A 19,717-nucleotide genomic window follows, 5' to 3' on the forward strand; every position below is an offset into this window, starting at 1 on the left:
TCAGAAATAAGGTACGGTTAAAGTGTTCCAAAGCCAGACACTTAATCATGATGTTGGCTGTTGGATTGCACAACCTTAGAAATAAATTCAGAAAGCCAATAATAAATCATTCGTGATATTGTCTATTAATTAAAAATTATTTCAAACCGAGCTACGTTGAGGATCTTTATCAATTATAATAATCAAATATGAACAATTTAAATTAATATCGTGTTGACAGTGAAAAGTATACTCCGATGGGCAGAGACGATCCAGCCCTACGGCTTTAAGTGTGTTTGACACATACTTTGTTACGACATTTAAGGCATTTTTTAATATTATCTAATAATATGGCTCACAAAGTGGCTGTGTTTCGTAAAGAACACTTCAATGCAGCTCATCGACTTCATAATCCTGCATGGTCGGATTCGAAGAATGAGGAGATTTTTGGTAAGTGTAATAACCCGAATTATCATGGTCATAATTACGAACTTATCATTCAGGTAATAGGTGAATTGAATAAGGAAACCGGGTTTGTGATTGATGTGAAGGTACTGAGCGCTATTGTAAAAGATAATGTGCTTGACCGTTTTGATCATAAAAACCTTAACCTTGATGTCGAAGAATTCAGGAATTTAAATCCAACCGCAGAGAATATTGCGGTCGTTATTTACAATATTCTCAGATCAAAAATTGATGCAGAGCTTGCTCTGAAAATTAGATTATATGAAACAGAACGAAACTTTGTTGAATACCCAGTCGATTAACAATTATGATGTTGAGGAAATTGGTGATGAGCATCTTTTTTCTTCTATTGAAACGCCCATGCGTCCAGATGCTTTTGCATTGGAGGATGATGTGAAGATTGAACTGATCGAAAAACATTTTCGCCACATCATGGAAATTATGGGCTTGGATCTGACAGACGATAGTTTGAAAGGAACGCCAAAGCGTGTTGCAAAGATGTATATCAAAGAAGTTTTCAGCGGTCTGGATCCTAAGAACAAGCCGAAAGTTGCTTTGTTTGATAATAAGTACAAGTATGACCAAATGCTTGTTGAAAAAGATATTTCTGTTTTTTCCAATTGTGAACATCATTTTGTTCCAATTTACGGGAAAGCGCATATTGCCTATATTTCAAGTGGAAAAGTAATTGGTTTATCAAAACTAAACCGGATTGTGGAATATTTTTCAAAACGTCCACAGGTTCAGGAAAGATTGACTGTTCAGATAGCAAATGAGTTGAAACAAGCTTTACAAACGGAAGATGTAGCTGTTGTCATTGACGCGAAACACATGTGCGTACAGTCTAGAGGCGTTCGTGATGCAGGAAGCTCTACGGTTACATCATATTATGGTGGAAAGTTTGAACAGGAAGCTACTAGAAAGGAATTCCTGGCTTACTTAGGAATGTAATTAATGGTTAATTATTAATGGTAAATTGTTAATGCGGCATGTTGATTTAATTGGTACAGGTCCGCTTTCCTTTAAATTTAGATTATAAGTAAGAAACATATTCGCTCTAAAATAATAGCCTGATCCATCTAGTGAGATGAGTCAGGCTATTATCATTAACCATTAACAATTAAATAGTTGGTCCAACTCTTTCCAAAAGAGCCTTGGTTGCTTTAATTCCATCGCGTTCAGAAAGTTTGCTTCCTTCGTATTCGATACCGGCAATACCTTTAAATCCGCTGTCTTTTACGATTTTAAGGATTTTGGTATAATCTGTTTCAATACAGTTTCCTTTTTCATCAAAATCATATGTTTTTGCACTCACACCTTTTGCAAAAGGCATAAGTTCTTTTGTGCCCTGATAGCGGTCGTATGATTCCTCACATTCAAAACTTCCAGCTTTTCTTTTGATGCAGAAATTACCGAAATCAGGCAAAGTTCCTACATTTTTCATATTCACCTGTTTCATTACACCAGACAACCACTGGCCGTTCGAAGATGAACCACCATGGTTTTCAACGATTACATTGATTCCTGTTTTCTTCGCAAATTCTCCAAGTTTACCGAGTCCTTCCACAGCCGCTTTTGCGATTTCTTCATTGGTTCCTTTTCCAAATGCGTTCACACGAATGGTTTTGCAACCCAGATATTTTGCGCATTCAACCCATTTGTAATGGTTTTCTACCGCTTTGTTTCTTACAGCCGCATCCAATTCTCCAAGTCCGCCTTCACCATCTATCATGATAAGGTTGTTGGTGATACCGTTGTCCTTACATCTCTGTAACAGTTCGTTCAGGTATGTTTTGTCTTCTGCTTTGTCTTTGAAAAATTGATTGACATACTCAACGATTGAAATTCCAAATTCTTTTTTTGCCAATTCAGGAAAATCCATATTCGTGATTTTCTTGGCAAATAATTCCTTGTGAAGTGACCATTCCGCTAGTGAAATGTCAAAGAACATTTTTTTAGCGGCGGATTCCGCCAAAAGGTCTGTCAGGGTAGTAGCCATCAGCGCAGTTGCGCCTGCTCTCTTTAAAAAATCACGTCTTGAAAAAGTCATTTCCTGGTTAGAATTTAGATTTAAGATATAGAAAAATTATACATTCAGTTTAAGGCTGGCATCTTCATAAAGCTTTTGGTTTTTGACAAGATTTGCAGCATCCCAATCAATGTCTTTTACAAAATCATATTGTCGGACAGGACAAACTTTCATTTTGCAGAAGTAACAGCATTTTGGAAGACATGGGTCAGCATGGACAAAAATCTCGGTCTCACCTGTATGATTTTCTTTTAAGATATTTTCAAATTCATGAATTGCCTCATGTGCTTTTTGTAATTCCCAATAATAAGGCAATGTAAGATGGCAATCAATATGCAAATCAGAACCGTACTGCTGAACACGCAAATTATGTACATCAACCCAGTGATCTTTTTTATTTTCAGAAATTGATTGCACGATTTTGTCAAGCAAACTTTCATCCGTTGCATCCATTAATCCGGCAACGGATTTACTAACAAGCTGAAAGCCGTTGTAAGCTAAAAACAATCCGAACAATAACGAAGCCGCGCTGTCGATCCACACTTGCCCTGTCAGCAAAATTAACCCAACACTTACAATTAGAACTACACTACTGACGCTATCGGATAACAGATGTCGTCCATCAGCGGTCAGTGCAAGTGAATTGGCTTTTTTTCCTTCTTCAACAAGTTTATATCCGATCAGCATGTTAACGATGATCGTTATTACAATAAACACGGCTCCTTGCGCCAGATTTTGGATAGGCGCCGGTTCCATTATTCTTTTTACCGCTTCAATAATGATAAATAACGATGCGATAACGATTAAAGCGCCCTCAAAGCCGGCAGAGAAAAATTCGATTTTGCCATGACCGTAAGGGTGGTTTCTATCCTTTGGCTGCGCCGAAAGATAAATGCTGTAAAATGCAAATCCGCTCGCAATAACATTGATGATGGATTCAAGCGCATCGCTCAGGATTGCGTTGGAATCTGTCAGGTAATATGCGAAAAATTTTAATCCCGTCAGGAAAATACTCGCTACAAAAGAGAGCAGGATGAGACGTTGTTTACGCTTATTTTGGTTTATTTGCATCAGAGATTAATATTTCAGAGACCAAAAATACTAAGAAAATGCCGGGAATAAACACAGAAAATAATTGGAAGACGCTTTCTTCCAAGACAGTGTATGAGAATGCGTGGCTGGAAATCAGTCACCGTGAAGTGATTAACCCTGCCGGAAAAGATGGAATATATGGTGTCGTAAAATTTAAAAATAAGGCACTTGGCATTATTCCTATTGATGAGAACGGAAATATTTACCTTGTTGGTCAGTTTCGATATGCTTTAAATGAATATTCCTGGGAAATTCCAGAAGGCGGCGGACCTTTTGATGAAGACATGCTTGACGCAGCCAAAAGAGAATTAAAAGAAGAAACCGGTTTATTGGCCAGCAACTGGACTCAATTATCAAGAATTCACACCTCAAATTCTGCAACTGATGAGGAAGGATTTCTTTTTCTGGCGGAAGGTTTGAGCCAAAGTGAAGCAGAACCTGAAGAAACAGAAGAATTGCAGGTGAAAAAGATTCATTTGTCGGAGGCGGTGGAAATGGTGATGCGATCAGAAATTACGGATTCCATTTCAATTGCCGGAATTTTAATGGCCGCCAGACTGAAAGGTATTTAATATGATTGAAGCTTTGTTTTATGGTATCCTGACGGGTATAGGTTTGTGCCTCACTTTTGGGACGGTATTTTTCTCTTTGATTCAAAATAGTGTCGATAATGGTTATAGAACAGGAATTAAGATAGCTTTTGGTGTTTTTATTTCAGATGCTATTTTCGTCTTTTTTGCGATTTTTGGAACTGGCTTATTGCCTGATATCCATAATTTTCAAAAGTACATGGCTGGTGCCGGTGTTCTTTTTTTGTTGGTTTTGGGTGTTTCAAATCTTGTAAAAGGGCAGCCAAAGGTTGCTTATCCAAAAACCAGATTTGGTAATTTGTTATATTATTTTACAACCGGATTTTTTCTAAATGCTTTGAATCCGGTAAATTTTATTAGTTGGGTAACGATCGCGTCTTACATACGATCCACTTTACATTATAATTTCCACCAGGTTTTATTATTCTTCACGGCAAGTATAATCGCTGTTTTTCTTGTAGAAAGTTCGATAGCCGTTTTTGCAGATAAACTGAAAAAAGTTTTTACTCCGAAAGTTGTTTTGATTTTTAACAAGGTGACAGGTGTTGTCTTTATTTTGATTGCGTGTCAGATTGCTTATAGCAATTTTTTGAAATAGGAAAATGAAATTTTGAAATAAAAAAGGGCCAGAATTTAGATTCTGACTCTTTTTTATACTTTCATGAAACTTGTGATGGATCGCAAATGCGTTTTCCATGGGATAAATCCCATGGCTACAAAGTCGGTCGTGCCTAAGGCACTATGAATCTGAAATTTTCTTTAAATCATTTATAGCTTACAATGCCATAGGCATGACCTACATTGTAGCCGTGAATTTAAATCCACGGGAACTATTTAGAAAATACCTCATCCACAACATATCCATTGTTTTTCAAATATTCTTTCCAATCTTCGATCAAAAAGTTTTTCAGAACGCGTGGGAATTTATTTTGTCCACCCATTTTTCCTTTTGACTCCAGCCAGCCATAAAAAGCCTTATTGGGCAACACGGTTACGAAAACGTCTTTCAACGCATGTTTGCGTTCCACTGCGTAATCGTCGTTCAATTCACAAAGTTTTGCATCAATTTTGGTTTTCAAAATCTCAGGATCAACATTACTTTCATCTACGCCAATATACCAGTGATGCGCGAAAAGTGAATCGTGCTCAACGCCGCAAACCGTAAATTCTTTAACTGTCAAGCCTAATTCGTCAGAAATTAAATCAACGGCTTTGTTCATATTGTCAACCGAAAGATGTTCTCCGCACAAACTTAGATAATGTTTTGTGCGACCGGTAATTACGATTTCCGCCTTTGCTTTATCTACAAATTTAACGGTATCACCAATCAGATAACGCCATGCGCCTGAGCAGGTTGAAATCAAAAGTGCATATTCTTTTCCTTCTTCAACCTGATCTACCATCAGTGTTTCCGGAGAAGCAACTATTGTACCTTCCGAATCAAAATTCTTTTCATTAAAAGGGACAAATTCGAAGAAAATCCCATTGTCAAGAACCAAGGCCATTCCCGCTGCACCCGGACGATTTTGATAAGCAATGAAGCCCTCAGAGGCCAGGTAAGTATTGATATAAATGAGCGGTCTGGCCAGCAATTTTTCAAAACCTTTACGATAAGGTTCAAATGAAACTCCGCCGTGTGCGAATACCTGAAGATTGGGCCATATGTCGTGGATTGTTTTTACTTTATAATGCGAAATGATTTTTTCCATTAAAAGCTGTATCCATGCCGGTACGCCTACAATAAAACCAATGTCCCATTCATGGGCTTTCAGCGTAATTTCTTCCAGTTTTAATCCCCAGTCCTTTTCAGAAGCAATTTTTTCTCCCGGTTTGTAGTATGGGCGAAACCAGGCAGGAATCTGACTGGCTGTTATACCACTCAAATCACCTTCGTAGTGAGAATCCTGATTGTTAAGGTTTGTACTTCCTCCCAACATCAGAAATCCTTTTTCATATAAATCATCCGGAAGATCCTTATAGCTTCCAAGCGATAATATTTGTCGAATGCTGGTTTTCTGGATAGCCTTTGACATGGCCTTCGTTACCGGAATGTGCTTGGTCGCAGCTTCCGAAGTTCCTGAGCTTAAAGCATAATATTTAATGCTTCCCGGCCAGCAAATATCTTTTTCGCCATCCAGGGAACGATGCCACCATTCTTTAAAAATGGCGTTGTAATCATAAACCGGAACTGATTTTTTATACTGTTCATAAAACGCACCTTTATTGCCAAAAAGGATGGACGATAACAATTCATCAAAATTGTATTTTTCTCCAAACTCGGTATACCTGGCCTTCGCCAAAAGTTTTGCTAATGTCTTTTTCTGCTGCTGATGAATGGTTGCCTTCTTCCTGTTAGCAACGATGTTACTCAACCGGATTCCTCTTTTAAGCAAACTTCCTACTATGGCCATAGCTGATTTTCTAACGTGGGTTATAAATTCCAGGTTTCAAGCTCTTTCAAAGCTTTATACTCTGTTAAATCATATTGACAAGGTACAACGGAAATGTAATTATTATCCAATGCCCAAACATCTGTATCTTCTTTTTCTGTATCAAAGTTGACAAACTTGCCTGCCATCCAAAGATAACCCCGACCGTTTGGATCAACGCGATGGTCAAATTTTTCCTGCCATTTGGCATGGGCCTGGCGGCAAACTTTCACACCTTTAAGAGGTTCATCCGACTTCTCAGGAATATTAACGTTCAGGGCTATGCCCTTTGGTATACCATGTTTTAAGGCCGATTCTGTAATCGATTTTATGAAAGGTATACCATGACTGAAATCGGCATCTTCCTTGTAATCGCATAATGAAAAGCCGATTGCCGGAATGCCTTCAATAGCCCCTTCAATGGCTGCTGACATCGTTCCGGAGTAAAGTACACTGATAGAACTGTTACTTCCATGATTGATTCCGCTTACGACCAAATCAGGTTTTCTGTCTTGTAAAACATAGTTTTTCGCCAGTTTGACACAATCTGCCGGTGTTCCCGAGCATTCGTATTCTACAACATCTTGAAAAATATGCGTTTCATATAATCTTAACGGTTCGCCAATTGTGATGGCGTGACCCATTCCGGATTGCGGGCTATTCGGTGCTACAACGATAACATCGCCAATGGTTTTCATGATATCAACCAATGTGCGAATTCCTAACGATGTTATTCCATCATCATTTGTAACTAAAATAAGTGGTTTCATATATTAATTCAAAATTTACTCAACTTTATATCCGCCGAAATTCGAAGAATTTTGTACACGAAAATTAATTAGTTTTACGGCCAGCAGGATTCAACTTTACTTTAAAAAATCAAATTTAAGGAATATGCCTTCATTCTCAATAAAGCATGCTACCCTTGCCGACATACCCGTCGTGATCCGGATTCAGGAAAAAACGTGGGAACCGACTTACCGTGAAATCCTTACCAAAGAGCAAATAGATTATATGTTTGAAAAAATATATTCTAAAAATGCGCTGGAAATTCAAATGACAGAAGGCAAACAACAATTTTTACTATTGTTCAATACAGAAACTCCGGAAGGTTTTGCCGCAATATCTGAGGAAGAACCCGGATATTTCAAGTTACACAAGATTTATGTACTTCCAACAACTCAGGGAACAGGAGCGGGGAAATTTTTGCTGACGGAAGTAGAAAATTATGTCAGATCACTGGGTGGAAAAAAACTTGCGTTGAATGTGAACCGATACAACAAAGCCAGGTCATTTTATGAGCGGATGAATTTTCAGGTGACAAAAGAAGTTGATGTTCCAATCGGTCCTTACTGGATGAACGATTTCATCATGGAGAAACAATTGGAACAATAACGATCAGGCTTCCTCTTTGGCTGCAAGCTTTAATTTTTTGAGAGTCTTTTTCAGGCTTTTCATGCCTTGCAGCGGATTATAGTGGTTACTATTGCTAACATAATAACCGGTTCCGTCGTAAATTCTTTTATTCGGATGTGCCTTACATTCTGCTGAACATGCTCCTTCCATATCCTCACCACATTTGTGGCAAACGGGCACATGCGTGTTGCATTCCGCATTTGCGCAGTTAATCATCCGGTCGCATGGATCGTTACAAATGTGGCATTTTGAAATAACGGTCGGGTTCACCTGATTTACGTCAACGGTAATCCGGTTGTCAAAAACATAACATTTGCCGTCAAAATCTTCACCGCCTTCTTCCAGTCCATAACGGATTATTCCACCGTGAAGCTGGTAAACGTCTGTAAATCCTTTGTCAAGAAGATAGGCACTTGCTTTTTCACACTTGATACCTCCCGTGCAATAAGTGACAATTTTTTTATTTTTTAAATGCTCAATTTCATGAATATGATCTGGCAATTCACGCAAATTATGCATATCAAAAGTGATTGCTCCTTTGAATTTGCCTACTTCATGTTCATAATCAGATCGCATATCGACCAGAACCACGTCAGGATCCTGCATCATGGATTTCAATTCAGAAGGTTCCAGGTGTTTTCCCGTGCGTAAAAGTGGATTCACACCCAGATCAGAATTGACGATCTCGTCCTTTACACGTACATGCAACTTCTGAAAAGCAATTTCATCATGATCATCTACCTTGAACTGGACGTCCTTAAATCTTTCGTCCGAACGGACATAGTTCATGTATGCTTCACAGTCTTCAGGCGTTCCTGAAACTGTTCCGTTCAGGCCTTCCGGGGCAATGATAATTCTTCCGAGAAGATTGTTTTCAACACAAAATAAATGGTGCTCATCGCGATACGTTTCCGTATTTTCGATGGGAGCATAATAATAATAGAGTATTACTTGAAAAGGCTTCATTAATCTAATTTTCAAAGACTGAACGGGAAAGCAGCGGTTGATAAAAACGGTAACCCTTAAAATCGACTGCAAATATACGAATATCCCAACTTTATCCGAAACGTAAAAAACTAACTTTCGTCAGCCTTTCATTTAACGTTCAAATCCATATTTTTGTGCCACTTGTTGCACCACTTATTCATTACTTATTAAAATCTTAATTCAATGCACATTGCGATAATCGGGAATATCGGCGCAGGAAAAACAACGCTGACACAGATGTTAGGAGAACATTATGGCTGGGAAGTTATGTATGAAGCCGTTGAAGGGAATCCTTATCTTGCTGATTTTTATGAAGATATGGAAAGATGGGCGTTTAATCTGCAAATATTTTTCCTTAACAACCGCTTTGCTCAGGTTCAGACGATTCGGTCTACAACCTATGCCACAATCATTCAGGACAGGACGATTTATGAAGATGCTTTTGTTTTTGCACGTAATTTGTATGACTCGAAAATTATGACGGAACGTGATTATAAAAGTTATTTATTATTATTTGAATCGATCATGAAGACAGTTTCCCAACCGGATCTGTTAATATATCTCAAAGCGGATATTCCAAAGCTCATTTCGCAGATAAAAAAAAGAGGACGGGAATTTGAAGCAGATATTTCAGAAGAATACCTGACGAATCTGAACCGGTATTATGAAGATTTCAGTCAAAATTATGACCACGGGCGGTTACTCACCATTGACGTAAATAATATGAATTTTGCTTCTAATCCTGAGGATTTCAACACCATTATTTCAGCATTGAACAAGGAATTATTCTATGTTTAAAAACTTTAAGAGCTAACAGGATTTGACTCATTTTTGATTCTTCCTGTTAGCATTTGATCTTAAAAGCGGTCGGTTATTACTAATCCTCTTGCTACAATAGCGATCAGATCTTTTGAAGAAGTTGCTTTTTCCAGATCAGATTTCATGGATAAAAATTCAAACTTCTCTTTTTTGTCAAGACTCATTTTAAGGAATTTACTGATAGCTTTTGCTATGTAGCCTTTTACTTTATCGAGTTGTTTTACGTTTGAAGAAACCAGTTTGCTCAAATCTTTCCCTTCTTCAATATCGATCAAATTGGCCATCTGAATGCCGTGTTCGCCATTTTTTCCTTCCGAAGTTACATTTTTGAAAGCCCGGCGGATAAATGTTTCGTAGTCGTAGGCGTCGTTGTAAGCGTTGTCGTTTGTCATTATTCTTCTTAATTTTACCGCAAAGTACGGTTTTGCCGTTTCGTTACAATTTTATTATCCCTGATAATTTATTATTTGGATGTTCCTTATTATGAAATCGCAATTTTTGATGGGCCTGATTCGGTTATAATTTCACCCACTTCACCCATAGCTGATTCAATAAATATTCTCGACCAGAAACTTTGCGCTTTTTGATTCGTAGGAAACCAGTTTCTGTTTTCATTCACAAGGATAAGCAGTCCTTCTTCATTCCCTACAGCGGTGAAATTTTCCTGAGCAGGTTGTTTGTGAAATATGGACAGCTTATGTTTTCCTGAAATTGTGTTTGTAAGCGCCGGAACGTCATCCGTTACAATTCCTATTTCACTGACAGAAATAATGGATGAGGAATCAAATGTTTTCTCAGACTTATTGTCAAGATCAAAACGGCAAATTAATTCGAGTAAGTTTCCATTGTTGTCATAGAAGTAAATCGATTTTGCATTCCATAATTTTATATCTGCAATGTTACTTTCAGCCGTTACCGGAACTTTGGTAGAAAGCCATTCTATTGCTTCTTCGAGTTTATTATTTGGGATATCAAAGGCCAGATGATATACAGGTTCAGGAATCTGGGAAAGGATAAATTTTAAATGGGTAGTTCCGATGAAAAATGAAAGCTCATTTTCCATTTTTCGACTTACAGCTCTTCCTAAAAAGGCGTTGTAAAAAGTCTCAGTTCTATCCAGATTGTTAGTGAGCAGATGTAATTCCTTTATTTTCATTACAGTACTGAATTTAAATAATTTCGAGCAAAGGCTCTTACTATTTAAAAGAAACTGTAAAGGAATATAGTTCCTAAATATTTCGACAAGTTTACTCAAAATTGCCTGATGACAAAATGCCAAAAGGCCGTGGTACTGGTTTGTCTTATTGTCGTAAAATAATCCGTAATCATAATGGAATTATAATGGCACAATCGGATTCAGGAAAGGGTACGCGTTTTAGGATTGTACTACCAGTTTCCAGAGGTTAGGATATTCCCCTGATTTTCAAAAGATGACATTGTTCAAAAATTAGAAAAAAATCGTCCAGCTCAATCTGGCGAAAAACGGTGTTCCTGGTGTAAAATGAATTTCTTCAACAGGTGTTGTTTCATTTTTCAATCTGCTTTCGGTTGCAAACTGCGTTTCTTTCCATTTTGTATTTAAAATGTTTTGAATGGATAGCCCAATGTTATATTTGGGTTTGGTATAATTCAATTGTAAATCTCCGACAACATATCCTTTGGCTACAATAGAATTGTCTTCATTCGCAGCCCTGTTTGCCATATAACGATATCGCAATGATCCATTAAGTCCATTTTTCATTTGTAATGACAATCCTCCTGTTGAAGAGAAAAGAGGTGCGAGAGGCAAATAATTCATGCCAGTAGCTTCACCGATTGCCCGTGGTTTGGCAGAACTCACATCCACATCAGCATACAAAATATCGGTCAGCTGATATCGGATGGATACATCAATTCCCTTTCTTTTTGACTTTCCGCTCGGTTCAATGACGCCTGCGTCACCAACGTATACAAACTCCTGTTGAAGCCACAAATACCAGGCCGCTGCATTGATAAGCATTTTTGGAAATGGCTTCAAAATAATTCCAAGATCCGATCCATAAGCAGCAGGTAAAATCTGCTTTCCACCCTGTGGAACCACTACACGGGTATCATTGGAATGAAATCCTTTTCCCGAATTGAGATAGAGCTGCAAACGTGGGTTAAAGGTGTAATAAAAATTCAGTTTTGGAGAAACAATGGCATCACTTGCATGTTTTGTGTTGACGGGCTGTGCAAGCAAATCTTTATACTGGTTGTGGAAATAATCAATTCGGACTCCGGCATTGATCGTGAATTGGTCTGTTACCTGCACTAATTCATCTGCATAAATACCAGCATTTAGTTCATTCACATCGCCCAGCTGATATCTTTCAAGCGTTACAGATCTGTCTTTTGTATGAGATAATTCTGTTTTGTTTGTTAAATCATGACGGAACTGCGCGCCGACTGTTGTTGTAAACCTGGTTTTTCCGACATAGGTTTCCTTTGAAATACTTCCATTATATCCATACAAATTACGTTTTTCCTTTTGACGGATCTGGTCACCGTTGATAGAATCCTGTAAGAAAAATGTAAAATTGGAATATAATTCAAAATTATAATTGCTGTAAAAAACCTGATTTTTGATGACGAAATTCCTGGGAGTAACGGTTACAAATTGGGCATTGAAATTGGTACGGCTGGTTTCGCCACCTTCTGAAGGATCGATGGAACCATAAAAACCAATAAGCCCTGATTCGTAGGCGCGATCTGGAATTTGTCCGGAATGGTTCCATTTGCTGTAAAAGGTTGACCCTGTCAGCGTCAGATTTGTATTGGCTCCAATATGTCCGTGGTATTTCCCGACGATATTCAGTCGGTTAAAATGCTGAGGATTATCGAAGTAGGAGTTTGTGAAAGAATATTCGGAAGCAATGTAGGCCGACTGGTTTTTATTCCTTCCTTTTTGGCCTAACAGATCAATACCCGCCACGGCACGGTAAGAATCATATTGTCCGGCTTCCAGTTTAACAAAGGAATGGTCCAAAGCATCTTTTGTTCTGAAATCCACCCAGCCAGCGGTTGTGAAGTTTCCTTTTTCAGCATTGTATGGTCCTTTTTTGAAATCGACACCTTTCACAAGTTCCGGTATCACAAAATGCAGATCCGCATAACCTTGTCCGTGTGCGTGCGAAACCATATTAACAGGCATTCCATCGACAGTCAGGCGAATATCGGTACCATGATCAAGATCAAAACCACGAAGAAAAATTTGTTCAGCCTTCCCGCCACCAGCATGTTGTCCGATAAAAAGTCCGGGTACCATCCTCAGGATTTCCTGCGAATTGGTGATCGGCCTGAGCTTGATATCCATACTGCTGATGAGCTGTTGATCATGCGCGCGTTCCGAAGAAATAACCACTTCACTTAACTCAATATTGGTATTTGAAAGTGAAGTTTTGATAAATGACGTTAAGTTATCGGCAACTATTATTTCTATGATCTGAGAGCTGAAACCTACGTGAGAAAGTTCTATTTTGTATTTTGACGCCACCAGATCTTCAAATTTGTATTGTCCCAAATCATTGGTCACGCAAACTTTACCCTGGTTGGAAAGCTGCACATTCACGCCTTTCAAAGGAAGATTGGTAGTGATGTCATACACAGTACCAGAAATATTTCCAAGGTGCGCGAATGCACTCAGACTTACCAGCAAAAAGAGTAAAGAAAATAGATATTTTTTCATAAGTTTTGAGTTAACGCAATTTTAGGTGAGGGGCAAATATTCTTTAATCCAGTCTTAGAAAACAAATTTTGGATTCACTTTCTTTGCCTGTGCAATCAGCTTATTTCCTGATTCTTTATTACCCATGGCCAGTTCAATGTTGCTTGCTATTTGCAGTATTTCAGGGTCTTTACTACCAGTACTCATCGCAATATCAATGTGTTGTTTTGCTTTTGCCGTATTTTTTTCAAGGAAATAAACTTTGGCCAAAGCGTGATTTACATCAATATTCTGAGGACGTCTTGAATATTCCTTTAATCCGTAAACCAGGGCAGAATCAAGTTGGGCAGTTTTTGTAAATAATTTGCAAAGTTCAAGATCAACGGTATGTCCTGAACGAGCATCTTCACCCAGCATTTTTACAACGTCAGCATACTTTTGCTTCGCTTTCGGCGCATTTCCCTGAAGAGCATAAATATCAGCCATTTCTTCATGGAAAGAGAATTCAGGCATTATTTTGGCTGCTTTTTCAAGCTCTGTCAAAGCCTTGTCATATTCTTTTCTGGCCTTGTAAATCTGGGCTTGTCCGCGTAGTGCAAAGGCGTAACTTGGGCGCATAGCGAGAATTTGCTGATACTGGATTTCTGCTTCTTTTAACTGGCCCGTTGTTTCATATAAATGTCCAAGCGTATTTTTGCTCCAGCATTGTGGTTCCGATCCGGGTAAGCCTGCTTGTACCGCCAGCTGCATGGCAGCGATGGATCCAGGATAGTTGCCATAAATTTCACGCAGGTAAGATGCACGGGAATAAGATTCCAGCGAAGGTTTCAGCTCCTGCATTTTATCAGACATTAATACGGCTTCTTTATAATTTCCAAGTTCAACATTAGCATCAACCAAAACCCCGTAAACATAAGCGTTGCTGGGATTGATCTGACGGGCTTTTTCTGCCAGGTCTCTTGCTTCTGAAAACTGGTGCTGTGACATTTTTACCGATGATTTGAAGGTAAGTGCTTCAAAGTTTTTAGGGTCCATTGAAAGTACACCATTCAGTATTTTAAGTACAGCTGGGTAATAGTAAGGGTGCTCTCCGGTAATTCTTGCCTCTGAAAGATAGATGACAACAACTTGCAGACGTGACTTGATATCACTTGGGTTATCCTTTATTTTTTTCTTCAACTCATCGACCTTCTCTTTTGTCTTTGGCCATTCAACAGCGTTGGATAATTCGCCGTGACGTTCGTACAATGGAGGAATTTCCATGCTCACCTGATTACTTTCAGTGCTTTCAGTTTTCTTTTTTTCTGTACAGCTAAACTGGACAAATAACAGTGTGGATATGAATAGTGTAAAAAGAGCTTTCATGACAGGATATAAGTTTATAAATGGTGAAGGATTCTGGTGTTTTTAAAAAGGCCGGGAATCATAAGATAATTTGATTATCATTCCAATTCCCGGCCAATTCATGTAATATAACTAATTCTACCTGCGTAGAATTTTAATCGTGTATTTGTCGTCTGGTGTTGAAACACGAAGGAAGTAAATTCCCGGCTGGTTACCCAGTTTCACAGCACGGCGTTCTGTTGTATTGGCATTACCAATAACCTGCTGGCCAATAACCACCCCCGAATTATTAGCAAGATCAAGTTGTACTCTTTTTCCAAGAGCACCTTTTACTTCAATCACTACTTCTTCGTTGGTCGTTGGATTTCCCATGATAACGGCAGATAAAGGAACCACTTTTTCTCCGTTTTCAGGAACACCCATACGGGCAGCTTTACATGGCGCACGGAATTCAAATTCCAGGGAAACTTCCGAAGCAGGCTCGTTCACATAACGCGCTTTTGCATACAGTTTACTTCTGCTGTTGGCATCTTTAAAAAGTTCGGATTCGATCATTCTGTCAACCGAAGTTCCCCATTGCCCGTTTACAACGCCAGCTGCTGAGTATTCAACAGTTTTTGTTTTGTCGCCACCTGTGCGTCCAAATGTGAAACCGCCTGTCGTACAGTTAAGATTCGATATGGTAATAGCAAGTGCTTCCGGCATTTCAGAATCCTGTCCTTCGTAGCTGTTGCCACGGAAACCCGGCCATGGATTTTGAAGGTATGGGAAAGTCGTTTTAAGCGTAGTATCGTTTTTGGTAACACCAGCATTAAAACTCAAAACACTCACAAGGTTAGGTGTTACAGGGCTCGCTGTTACACTCGGAACGTAATCGTCATACCAAAGTCCAATAGCTGCAAGAACAACACCACCCACAGCTTGTAATTCAATCGTTGTAACATCATCTTCCAAACGACGACCATTTGGGAAACCGTCCATATTCGGGATAAATTGAAGATCTGTCGTTTTGTTATAAGTCGCATCCGTTAATCCAAGTGCAGCCGCCTGAACAAGTCCCAATGAACTAAATTTAGGATCGTCACGTGGCGTTGCTGGCACAGCCATATTCAGACGAAGCCAGTCACCCAAGGTAGGCAGGAAGTTATTGATGAATGGTTTTCCAGGGGCAAGCGGATTTCCGTTTTTACCTGTTGCCAATTGGTAAGGAGGCAAATTAGGAACACCCGTGTAGAATATAGGCAGAATGTCAACTGCGCGTGGACTCATGGCATCAGGAAGCAAAACTTTTCCAAAAGCTGCTTCTGATAATGCAGTACCATCCAGTGCAGCTGTTCCTTTCAAACTAAACAAACCAGCTTTTCCATTACGGAAATCAAATGCACCAAGCGATTTAGTCTGAATACGCAAAGGAGCAAGGCCTGGAACCGCAGTACCGAACGCAGAATCGTCCATATAAAGTGCCAATTCCGGGTTTGTGAAATACTTGGCAAATTGCAGATCGTTATCTGGCGTCGTTGCGTTCCATCTGTCTTTCATGCCAACCGGAATAACTGCTTCGTTGGTAAGCGGCATGCCAAGACGCGAAACTTGTACCCAGTCTCCATCATATCCTACATCACTTCCACCGTAAAGTGTTGTGATTTTTTTGCGGCTTGATGACGCATAAACTCCAATGACATAATCAGGGTCAAGAATATTGGATGCCATAGCCACAGCTTTATGACCTTTTTGCAGCGTTGCCACAGGAACTTCAATGACAATGGAATGACAGTTGAATTTGGCTACTCCATCTTTTCCGCTTCCGGCACGAATATTACCCAGGTCAAAAATTCCACCCAAATCTACGAAAAACGGATCGTCCACAGGGCCGCAGAATATTTTTTCTCCTGTGCTGGCTGTCATAATAGATTTTTTTACCAAAGCATCATAACCTGCGCCAAGTCCTACTGTTTTGTTATCAATCGAGCGTGGGCCGATGTGTGGCGGAGGTACTGAACCTTCTGAAATAATAGTTTCAAAAGATTTTCCGCCATCCATACTACGTTCGCACATGTAGGTTGTTTTCAAGTTTTCTTTTCCAAGACGGATGAGGAAAAATGTTGTAGGATCCTCATTCTTTTTCATGAACGTAAAACGGTAAACGATATCCGCACCCGGTGTGGCAGCGTTATTGTCAACATGCACTTCATACCTGATATTTTCTCCGAATGAATACCAGTTTGGTCCACCGGCAGGGTGTTCAAACGGAATATAATTCGCTACAAGTACAATGTTTTCTTTGTCAACAGGGCTTTTAAACGCATAAACATCCGTGTTATCAGCCAGGGGATCATTTGAAATGAGCGGCGCTTCACGATGTGAGGAAGCCTGAGATTGGTAGGGCTGCAGGCACAAGGCCGCCACAAACCCTATCAGATATAGAATATTTTTCATTTGAATCTTTTTTAGATTGTTGTTGATCAGAATCTGGCTTTTTCAGGATAGTCAAATCCTCTCCATGGATTTTGCACGTAAGGGAATTTGCTTTTCAGTTCCGTGTCATTTTTAGTAGGTCCGGCGTTGAAGCCAAGAACACTTAAAAGGGCAGGGGATACCGGAGCTTCCTTTGTAGCATCGTCGTAAAACAAACCCACAGCTGCAAGTACAACACCTGAAACGGCTTGCAATTCGATCGTTGTAACATCGTCTTCCAAACGGCGGCCATTAGGGAATCCATCCATATTCGGGATAAACTGCAAAGCAGTAGAACCGTTAAACTCAGGATCGGTAATACCAAGAACCGCCGCTTTGATAAGGCCCAGAGAGCTAAATCTTGGATCATTACGTGGTGTTGCAGGCACAGCCATATTTAACCTAAGCATATCTCCAAGTGTCGGCAGGAAGTTATGTATAAAGGGTTTTCCTTTGGCAAGGGGATTGTTGTTTTTCCCGGTTGCCAATTGGTAAGGTGCAAGGTTAGGAACACCGGTGTAAAAAATCGGCAGAAGATCCACTGCGCGCGGACTTGCATTGTCAGGAAGTAAAACACCTCCAAATGCTGCTTCCGCAAGGGCCGTACCGTCCAGGGCAGGATTTCCTTTTAAGCCGAACAAACCGGATTTTCCATTACGGAAATCATAAGAACCCAAAGATTTTGTCTGAATACGTAAGGCGTTTAATGAAGGAACCGCAGTACCGAATGCAGAATCATCCATATAAAGTGCAAGTTCCGGATTGGTGAAATATTTTGCAAACTGCAAATCTTGTCCGCCGTATGGTGTTTGAGAATTCCAAAGATCTTTCATTCCGATTGGAATAATCGCTTCGTTTGTCAAAGGCATTCCAAGACGCGACACCTGTACAAATTTTCCATCATATCCCACATCGCCACCGTTGTATAAAGTTTTGATCATTTTACGACTTGCAGAAGCCCAAACACCGATCACAAAGTCAGGATCCAGAATATTTGCAGCTTGCGAAATTCCCTTGCCGTCTTTTTGAAGAAGGTTGACAGGAACTTTAATCGCAATAGTATGCACGTTGAAGCGGTTTAATCCGTCTTTTGGTGCATTGGTTGTATTTCCCTCAGGGCGGAAATTCCCTACATCAAAAGCGCCAGCCAAATCCACAAAGAAAGGATCATCAACCGGGCCACAGAAAATCTTTTCTCCACTGTTGGCCGTTGCAATGGCTCCTTCAACAAGAGAATTGTAATCTGTTTCCAGGCCTACCGTTTTTCCTTCGATCGAGCGTGGCCCTATGTTGGCAGGAGGAACAATTCCACCCATCACGATTGTGGTAAACGAGTTGCCGCCATCCGTACTTTTTTCACACATGTATGTCGTTTTCAGATTTTGTTTTCCTAAACGGATATTGAAAAAAGTAGTAGGGTCTTCGTTGGTGCTTGAAAAAGTAAACCGGTAAGTAATGTCGTCGCCTGCTGATGTAGTTTTATTTTTGATGTGAATTTCGTAGCGAACGCTCGTGCCGAAATTGTAGTAATTGGGACCGCCTTCGGGAGATTCGAAAGGAATGTAATTGGCGATGATCGTGATACTATTAGGATCGTCTGGACTTTTAAAGGCGTAGACGTCGGTATTGTCTGCCAGCGGGTCGTTAGAAATTAACGGGGCTTCCCTATGGCTTGATGCGAAACTGCTGACCGAGAGCAGTAGTGCCGCGCAGCCAAGGAATCCAATCCTGAGCTGCCGTTGCAACGAAGAAACATGCATAAAGTAGAATTTTTAGATATGAAAAATGGATTAGAATGAACGTTTAAACAACTTCTAAAAGCAATAGGGCTTTATATCTCACACGATACAAGCGACACATCGAAAACACCGGATTTTGATTTAATTCCAGTCAAAAAAAATTCAAGTAGCTAACTTGATCACATATACGATGATGACTTGTTTTTAGATGTAATTAGATGTAGAATTTGTTTAACTTTTTTAAGTACATCAGTCTGGGTGGTCTCAAAGTCATATTTAGTCAAAATTATATTGTAAAATCTCTTGTATCATTCCGTAGCAATTGTATGCAAGCTTTGCTTGTTTTTAATAGCTTTTTGGATTAACTATTTTTAACGGTTTGATAAAGCTGAGGACTCGATGTGTGTATTAGGGTGATCTCAACACTATGTGAGGCAGAAATGTATGGCTTTGATATTATAGTGGAATATCAAAATGATTTAATTTGTTTTTTATTGATTATTTTTGATCGTTTTATTTGTTTCATAAATAACTTCCTGCTTATCTTTGGAGCATGGAATATCAATCTGCACTTTTTTTAAATTTCTGGTGGCGCAATACCCAATTCCGGTATTGTGAACGCTGACTTGCCTGTTAGAAAATTCTACTGAATTATACGCGAGACTCTCTGTTCACAGGGAGTCTTTTTT

Annotated in this window: 18 protein-coding genes; 7 read left to right on the plus strand and 11 right to left on the minus strand. The window is 39.4% G+C overall.

The genetic code is table 11. The features are described 5' to 3' along the window. The first annotated feature begins 329 nt into the window (after positions 1-329). Both FZF08_RS24305 and folE read left to right on the plus strand, forming a co-directional pair. Positions 330-746 carry a 6-carboxytetrahydropterin synthase gene (locus tag FZF08_RS24305; RefSeq protein ID WP_159474831.1) on the plus strand — a complete coding sequence of 139 codons (417 nt, stop codon included), beginning with the start codon at positions 330-332 and terminating at the stop codon, positions 744-746. Then, a complete protein-coding gene (folE, locus tag FZF08_RS24310) occupies positions 706-1,395 on the plus strand; it encodes a GTP cyclohydrolase I FolE (protein WP_159474834.1) in 690 nt (229 codons plus the stop codon). Before FZF08_RS24305 ends, folE begins: the two co-directional genes overlap by 41 nt. A gap of 169 nt (positions 1,396-1,564) precedes the next feature. Here the strand turns inward: folE and FZF08_RS24315 are convergent, their stop codons facing one another. Both FZF08_RS24315 and FZF08_RS24320 read right to left on the minus strand, forming a co-directional pair. Then, positions 1,565-2,494: a sugar phosphate isomerase/epimerase gene (locus FZF08_RS24315; protein ID WP_159474837.1), complete on the minus strand. Its 930-nt coding sequence runs from the start codon at positions 2,492-2,494 to the stop codon at positions 1,565-1,567. A 36-nt stretch (positions 2,495-2,530) separates the two neighbouring features. Beyond that, the gene (locus FZF08_RS24320) at positions 2,531-3,544 is read right to left on the minus strand and encodes a cation diffusion facilitator family transporter (protein ID WP_159474840.1); all 1,014 of its coding nucleotides are present in this window, start codon (positions 3,542-3,544) and stop codon (positions 2,531-2,533) included. 38 nt (positions 3,545-3,582) lie between these two features. Between FZF08_RS24320 and FZF08_RS24325 the strand changes: the two genes are divergently transcribed. Beyond that, positions 3,583-4,137: an NUDIX hydrolase gene (locus tag FZF08_RS24325; RefSeq protein ID WP_159474843.1), complete on the plus strand. Its 555-nt coding sequence runs from the start codon at positions 3,583-3,585 to the stop codon at positions 4,135-4,137. Between the two features lies 1 nt (position 4,138). Further along, on the plus strand, positions 4,139-4,753 hold the full coding sequence (locus FZF08_RS24330) for a LysE family translocator (RefSeq protein ID WP_159474846.1): 615 nt from the start codon (positions 4,139-4,141) through the stop codon (positions 4,751-4,753). A 232-nt stretch (positions 4,754-4,985) separates the two neighbouring features. Here the strand turns inward: FZF08_RS24330 and FZF08_RS24335 are convergent, their stop codons facing one another. Next, on the minus strand, positions 4,986-6,566 hold the full coding sequence (locus FZF08_RS24335) for a GH3 auxin-responsive promoter family protein (protein ID WP_159474849.1): 1,581 nt from the start codon (positions 6,564-6,566) through the stop codon (positions 4,986-4,988). A gap of 20 nt (positions 6,567-6,586) precedes the next feature. Next, complete coding sequence (gene surE / locus FZF08_RS24340; protein ID WP_159474852.1) at positions 6,587-7,354, minus strand: 5'/3'-nucleotidase SurE; 768 nt, start codon at positions 7,352-7,354, stop codon at positions 6,587-6,589. A 124-nt stretch (positions 7,355-7,478) separates the two neighbouring features. Here surE and FZF08_RS24345 point away from each other — a divergent pair, with 124 nt between their 5' ends. Further along, positions 7,479-7,979: a GNAT family N-acetyltransferase gene (locus FZF08_RS24345; protein ID WP_159474855.1), complete on the plus strand. Its 501-nt coding sequence runs from the start codon at positions 7,479-7,481 to the stop codon at positions 7,977-7,979. A gap of 3 nt (positions 7,980-7,982) precedes the next feature. Here the strand turns inward: FZF08_RS24345 and FZF08_RS24350 are convergent, their stop codons facing one another. Beyond that, on the minus strand, positions 7,983-8,966 hold the full coding sequence (locus FZF08_RS24350) for a rhodanese-related sulfurtransferase (protein WP_159474859.1): 984 nt from the start codon (positions 8,964-8,966) through the stop codon (positions 7,983-7,985). Positions 8,967-9,170: 204 nt separating this feature from the next. Between FZF08_RS24350 and FZF08_RS24355 the strand changes: the two genes are divergently transcribed. Continuing rightward, complete coding sequence (locus tag FZF08_RS24355) at positions 9,171-9,785, plus strand: deoxynucleoside kinase (RefSeq protein ID WP_159474862.1); 615 nt, start codon at positions 9,171-9,173, stop codon at positions 9,783-9,785. A gap of 59 nt (positions 9,786-9,844) precedes the next feature. On the opposite strand, the gene FZF08_RS24360 is transcribed toward FZF08_RS24355, so the two are convergent. Both FZF08_RS24360 and FZF08_RS24365 read right to left on the minus strand, forming a co-directional pair. Next, complete coding sequence (locus FZF08_RS24360; RefSeq protein WP_159474865.1) at positions 9,845-10,198, minus strand: hypothetical protein; 354 nt, start codon at positions 10,196-10,198, stop codon at positions 9,845-9,847. An 89-nt stretch (positions 10,199-10,287) separates the two neighbouring features. Beyond that, positions 10,288-10,962 (minus strand): VOC family protein, encoded by a 675-nt coding sequence (locus FZF08_RS24365; protein WP_159474868.1) that lies wholly within the window; start codon positions 10,960-10,962, stop codon positions 10,288-10,290. Between the two features lie 116 nt (positions 10,963-11,078). Between FZF08_RS24365 and FZF08_RS32365 the strand changes: the two genes are divergently transcribed. Beyond that, entirely contained in the window at positions 11,079-11,213 is a 135-nt protein-coding gene (locus FZF08_RS32365) for an ATP-binding protein (RefSeq protein WP_159474871.1), read from the plus strand. Positions 11,214-11,253: 40 nt separating this feature from the next. Here the strand turns inward: FZF08_RS32365 and FZF08_RS24375 are convergent, their stop codons facing one another. The 4 genes from FZF08_RS24375 to FZF08_RS24390 form a co-directional block, all read right to left on the minus strand. After that, positions 11,254-13,512, minus strand: a complete 2,259-nt coding sequence (locus FZF08_RS24375) for a TonB-dependent receptor (protein ID WP_159474874.1) — start codon at positions 13,510-13,512, stop codon at positions 11,254-11,256. A gap of 54 nt (positions 13,513-13,566) precedes the next feature. Next, on the minus strand, positions 13,567-14,856 hold the full coding sequence (locus tag FZF08_RS24380) for a lipopolysaccharide assembly protein LapB (protein WP_229216678.1): 1,290 nt from the start codon (positions 14,854-14,856) through the stop codon (positions 13,567-13,569). A 117-nt stretch (positions 14,857-14,973) separates the two neighbouring features. Then, positions 14,974-17,271, minus strand: coding sequence for a DUF4331 family protein (locus FZF08_RS24385; RefSeq protein ID WP_159474877.1), 2,298 nt, complete (start codon positions 17,269-17,271; stop codon positions 14,974-14,976). A gap of 26 nt (positions 17,272-17,297) precedes the next feature. Continuing rightward, on the minus strand, positions 17,298-19,049 hold the full coding sequence (locus FZF08_RS24390; protein WP_159474880.1) for a DUF4331 domain-containing protein: 1,752 nt from the start codon (positions 19,047-19,049) through the stop codon (positions 17,298-17,300). Between the last annotated feature and the right edge of the window lie 668 nt (positions 19,050-19,717).

Source organism: Dyadobacter sp. 3J3 (assembly GCF_009801115.1).
Taxonomy (GTDB): domain Bacteria; phylum Bacteroidota; class Bacteroidia; order Cytophagales; family Spirosomataceae; genus Dyadobacter.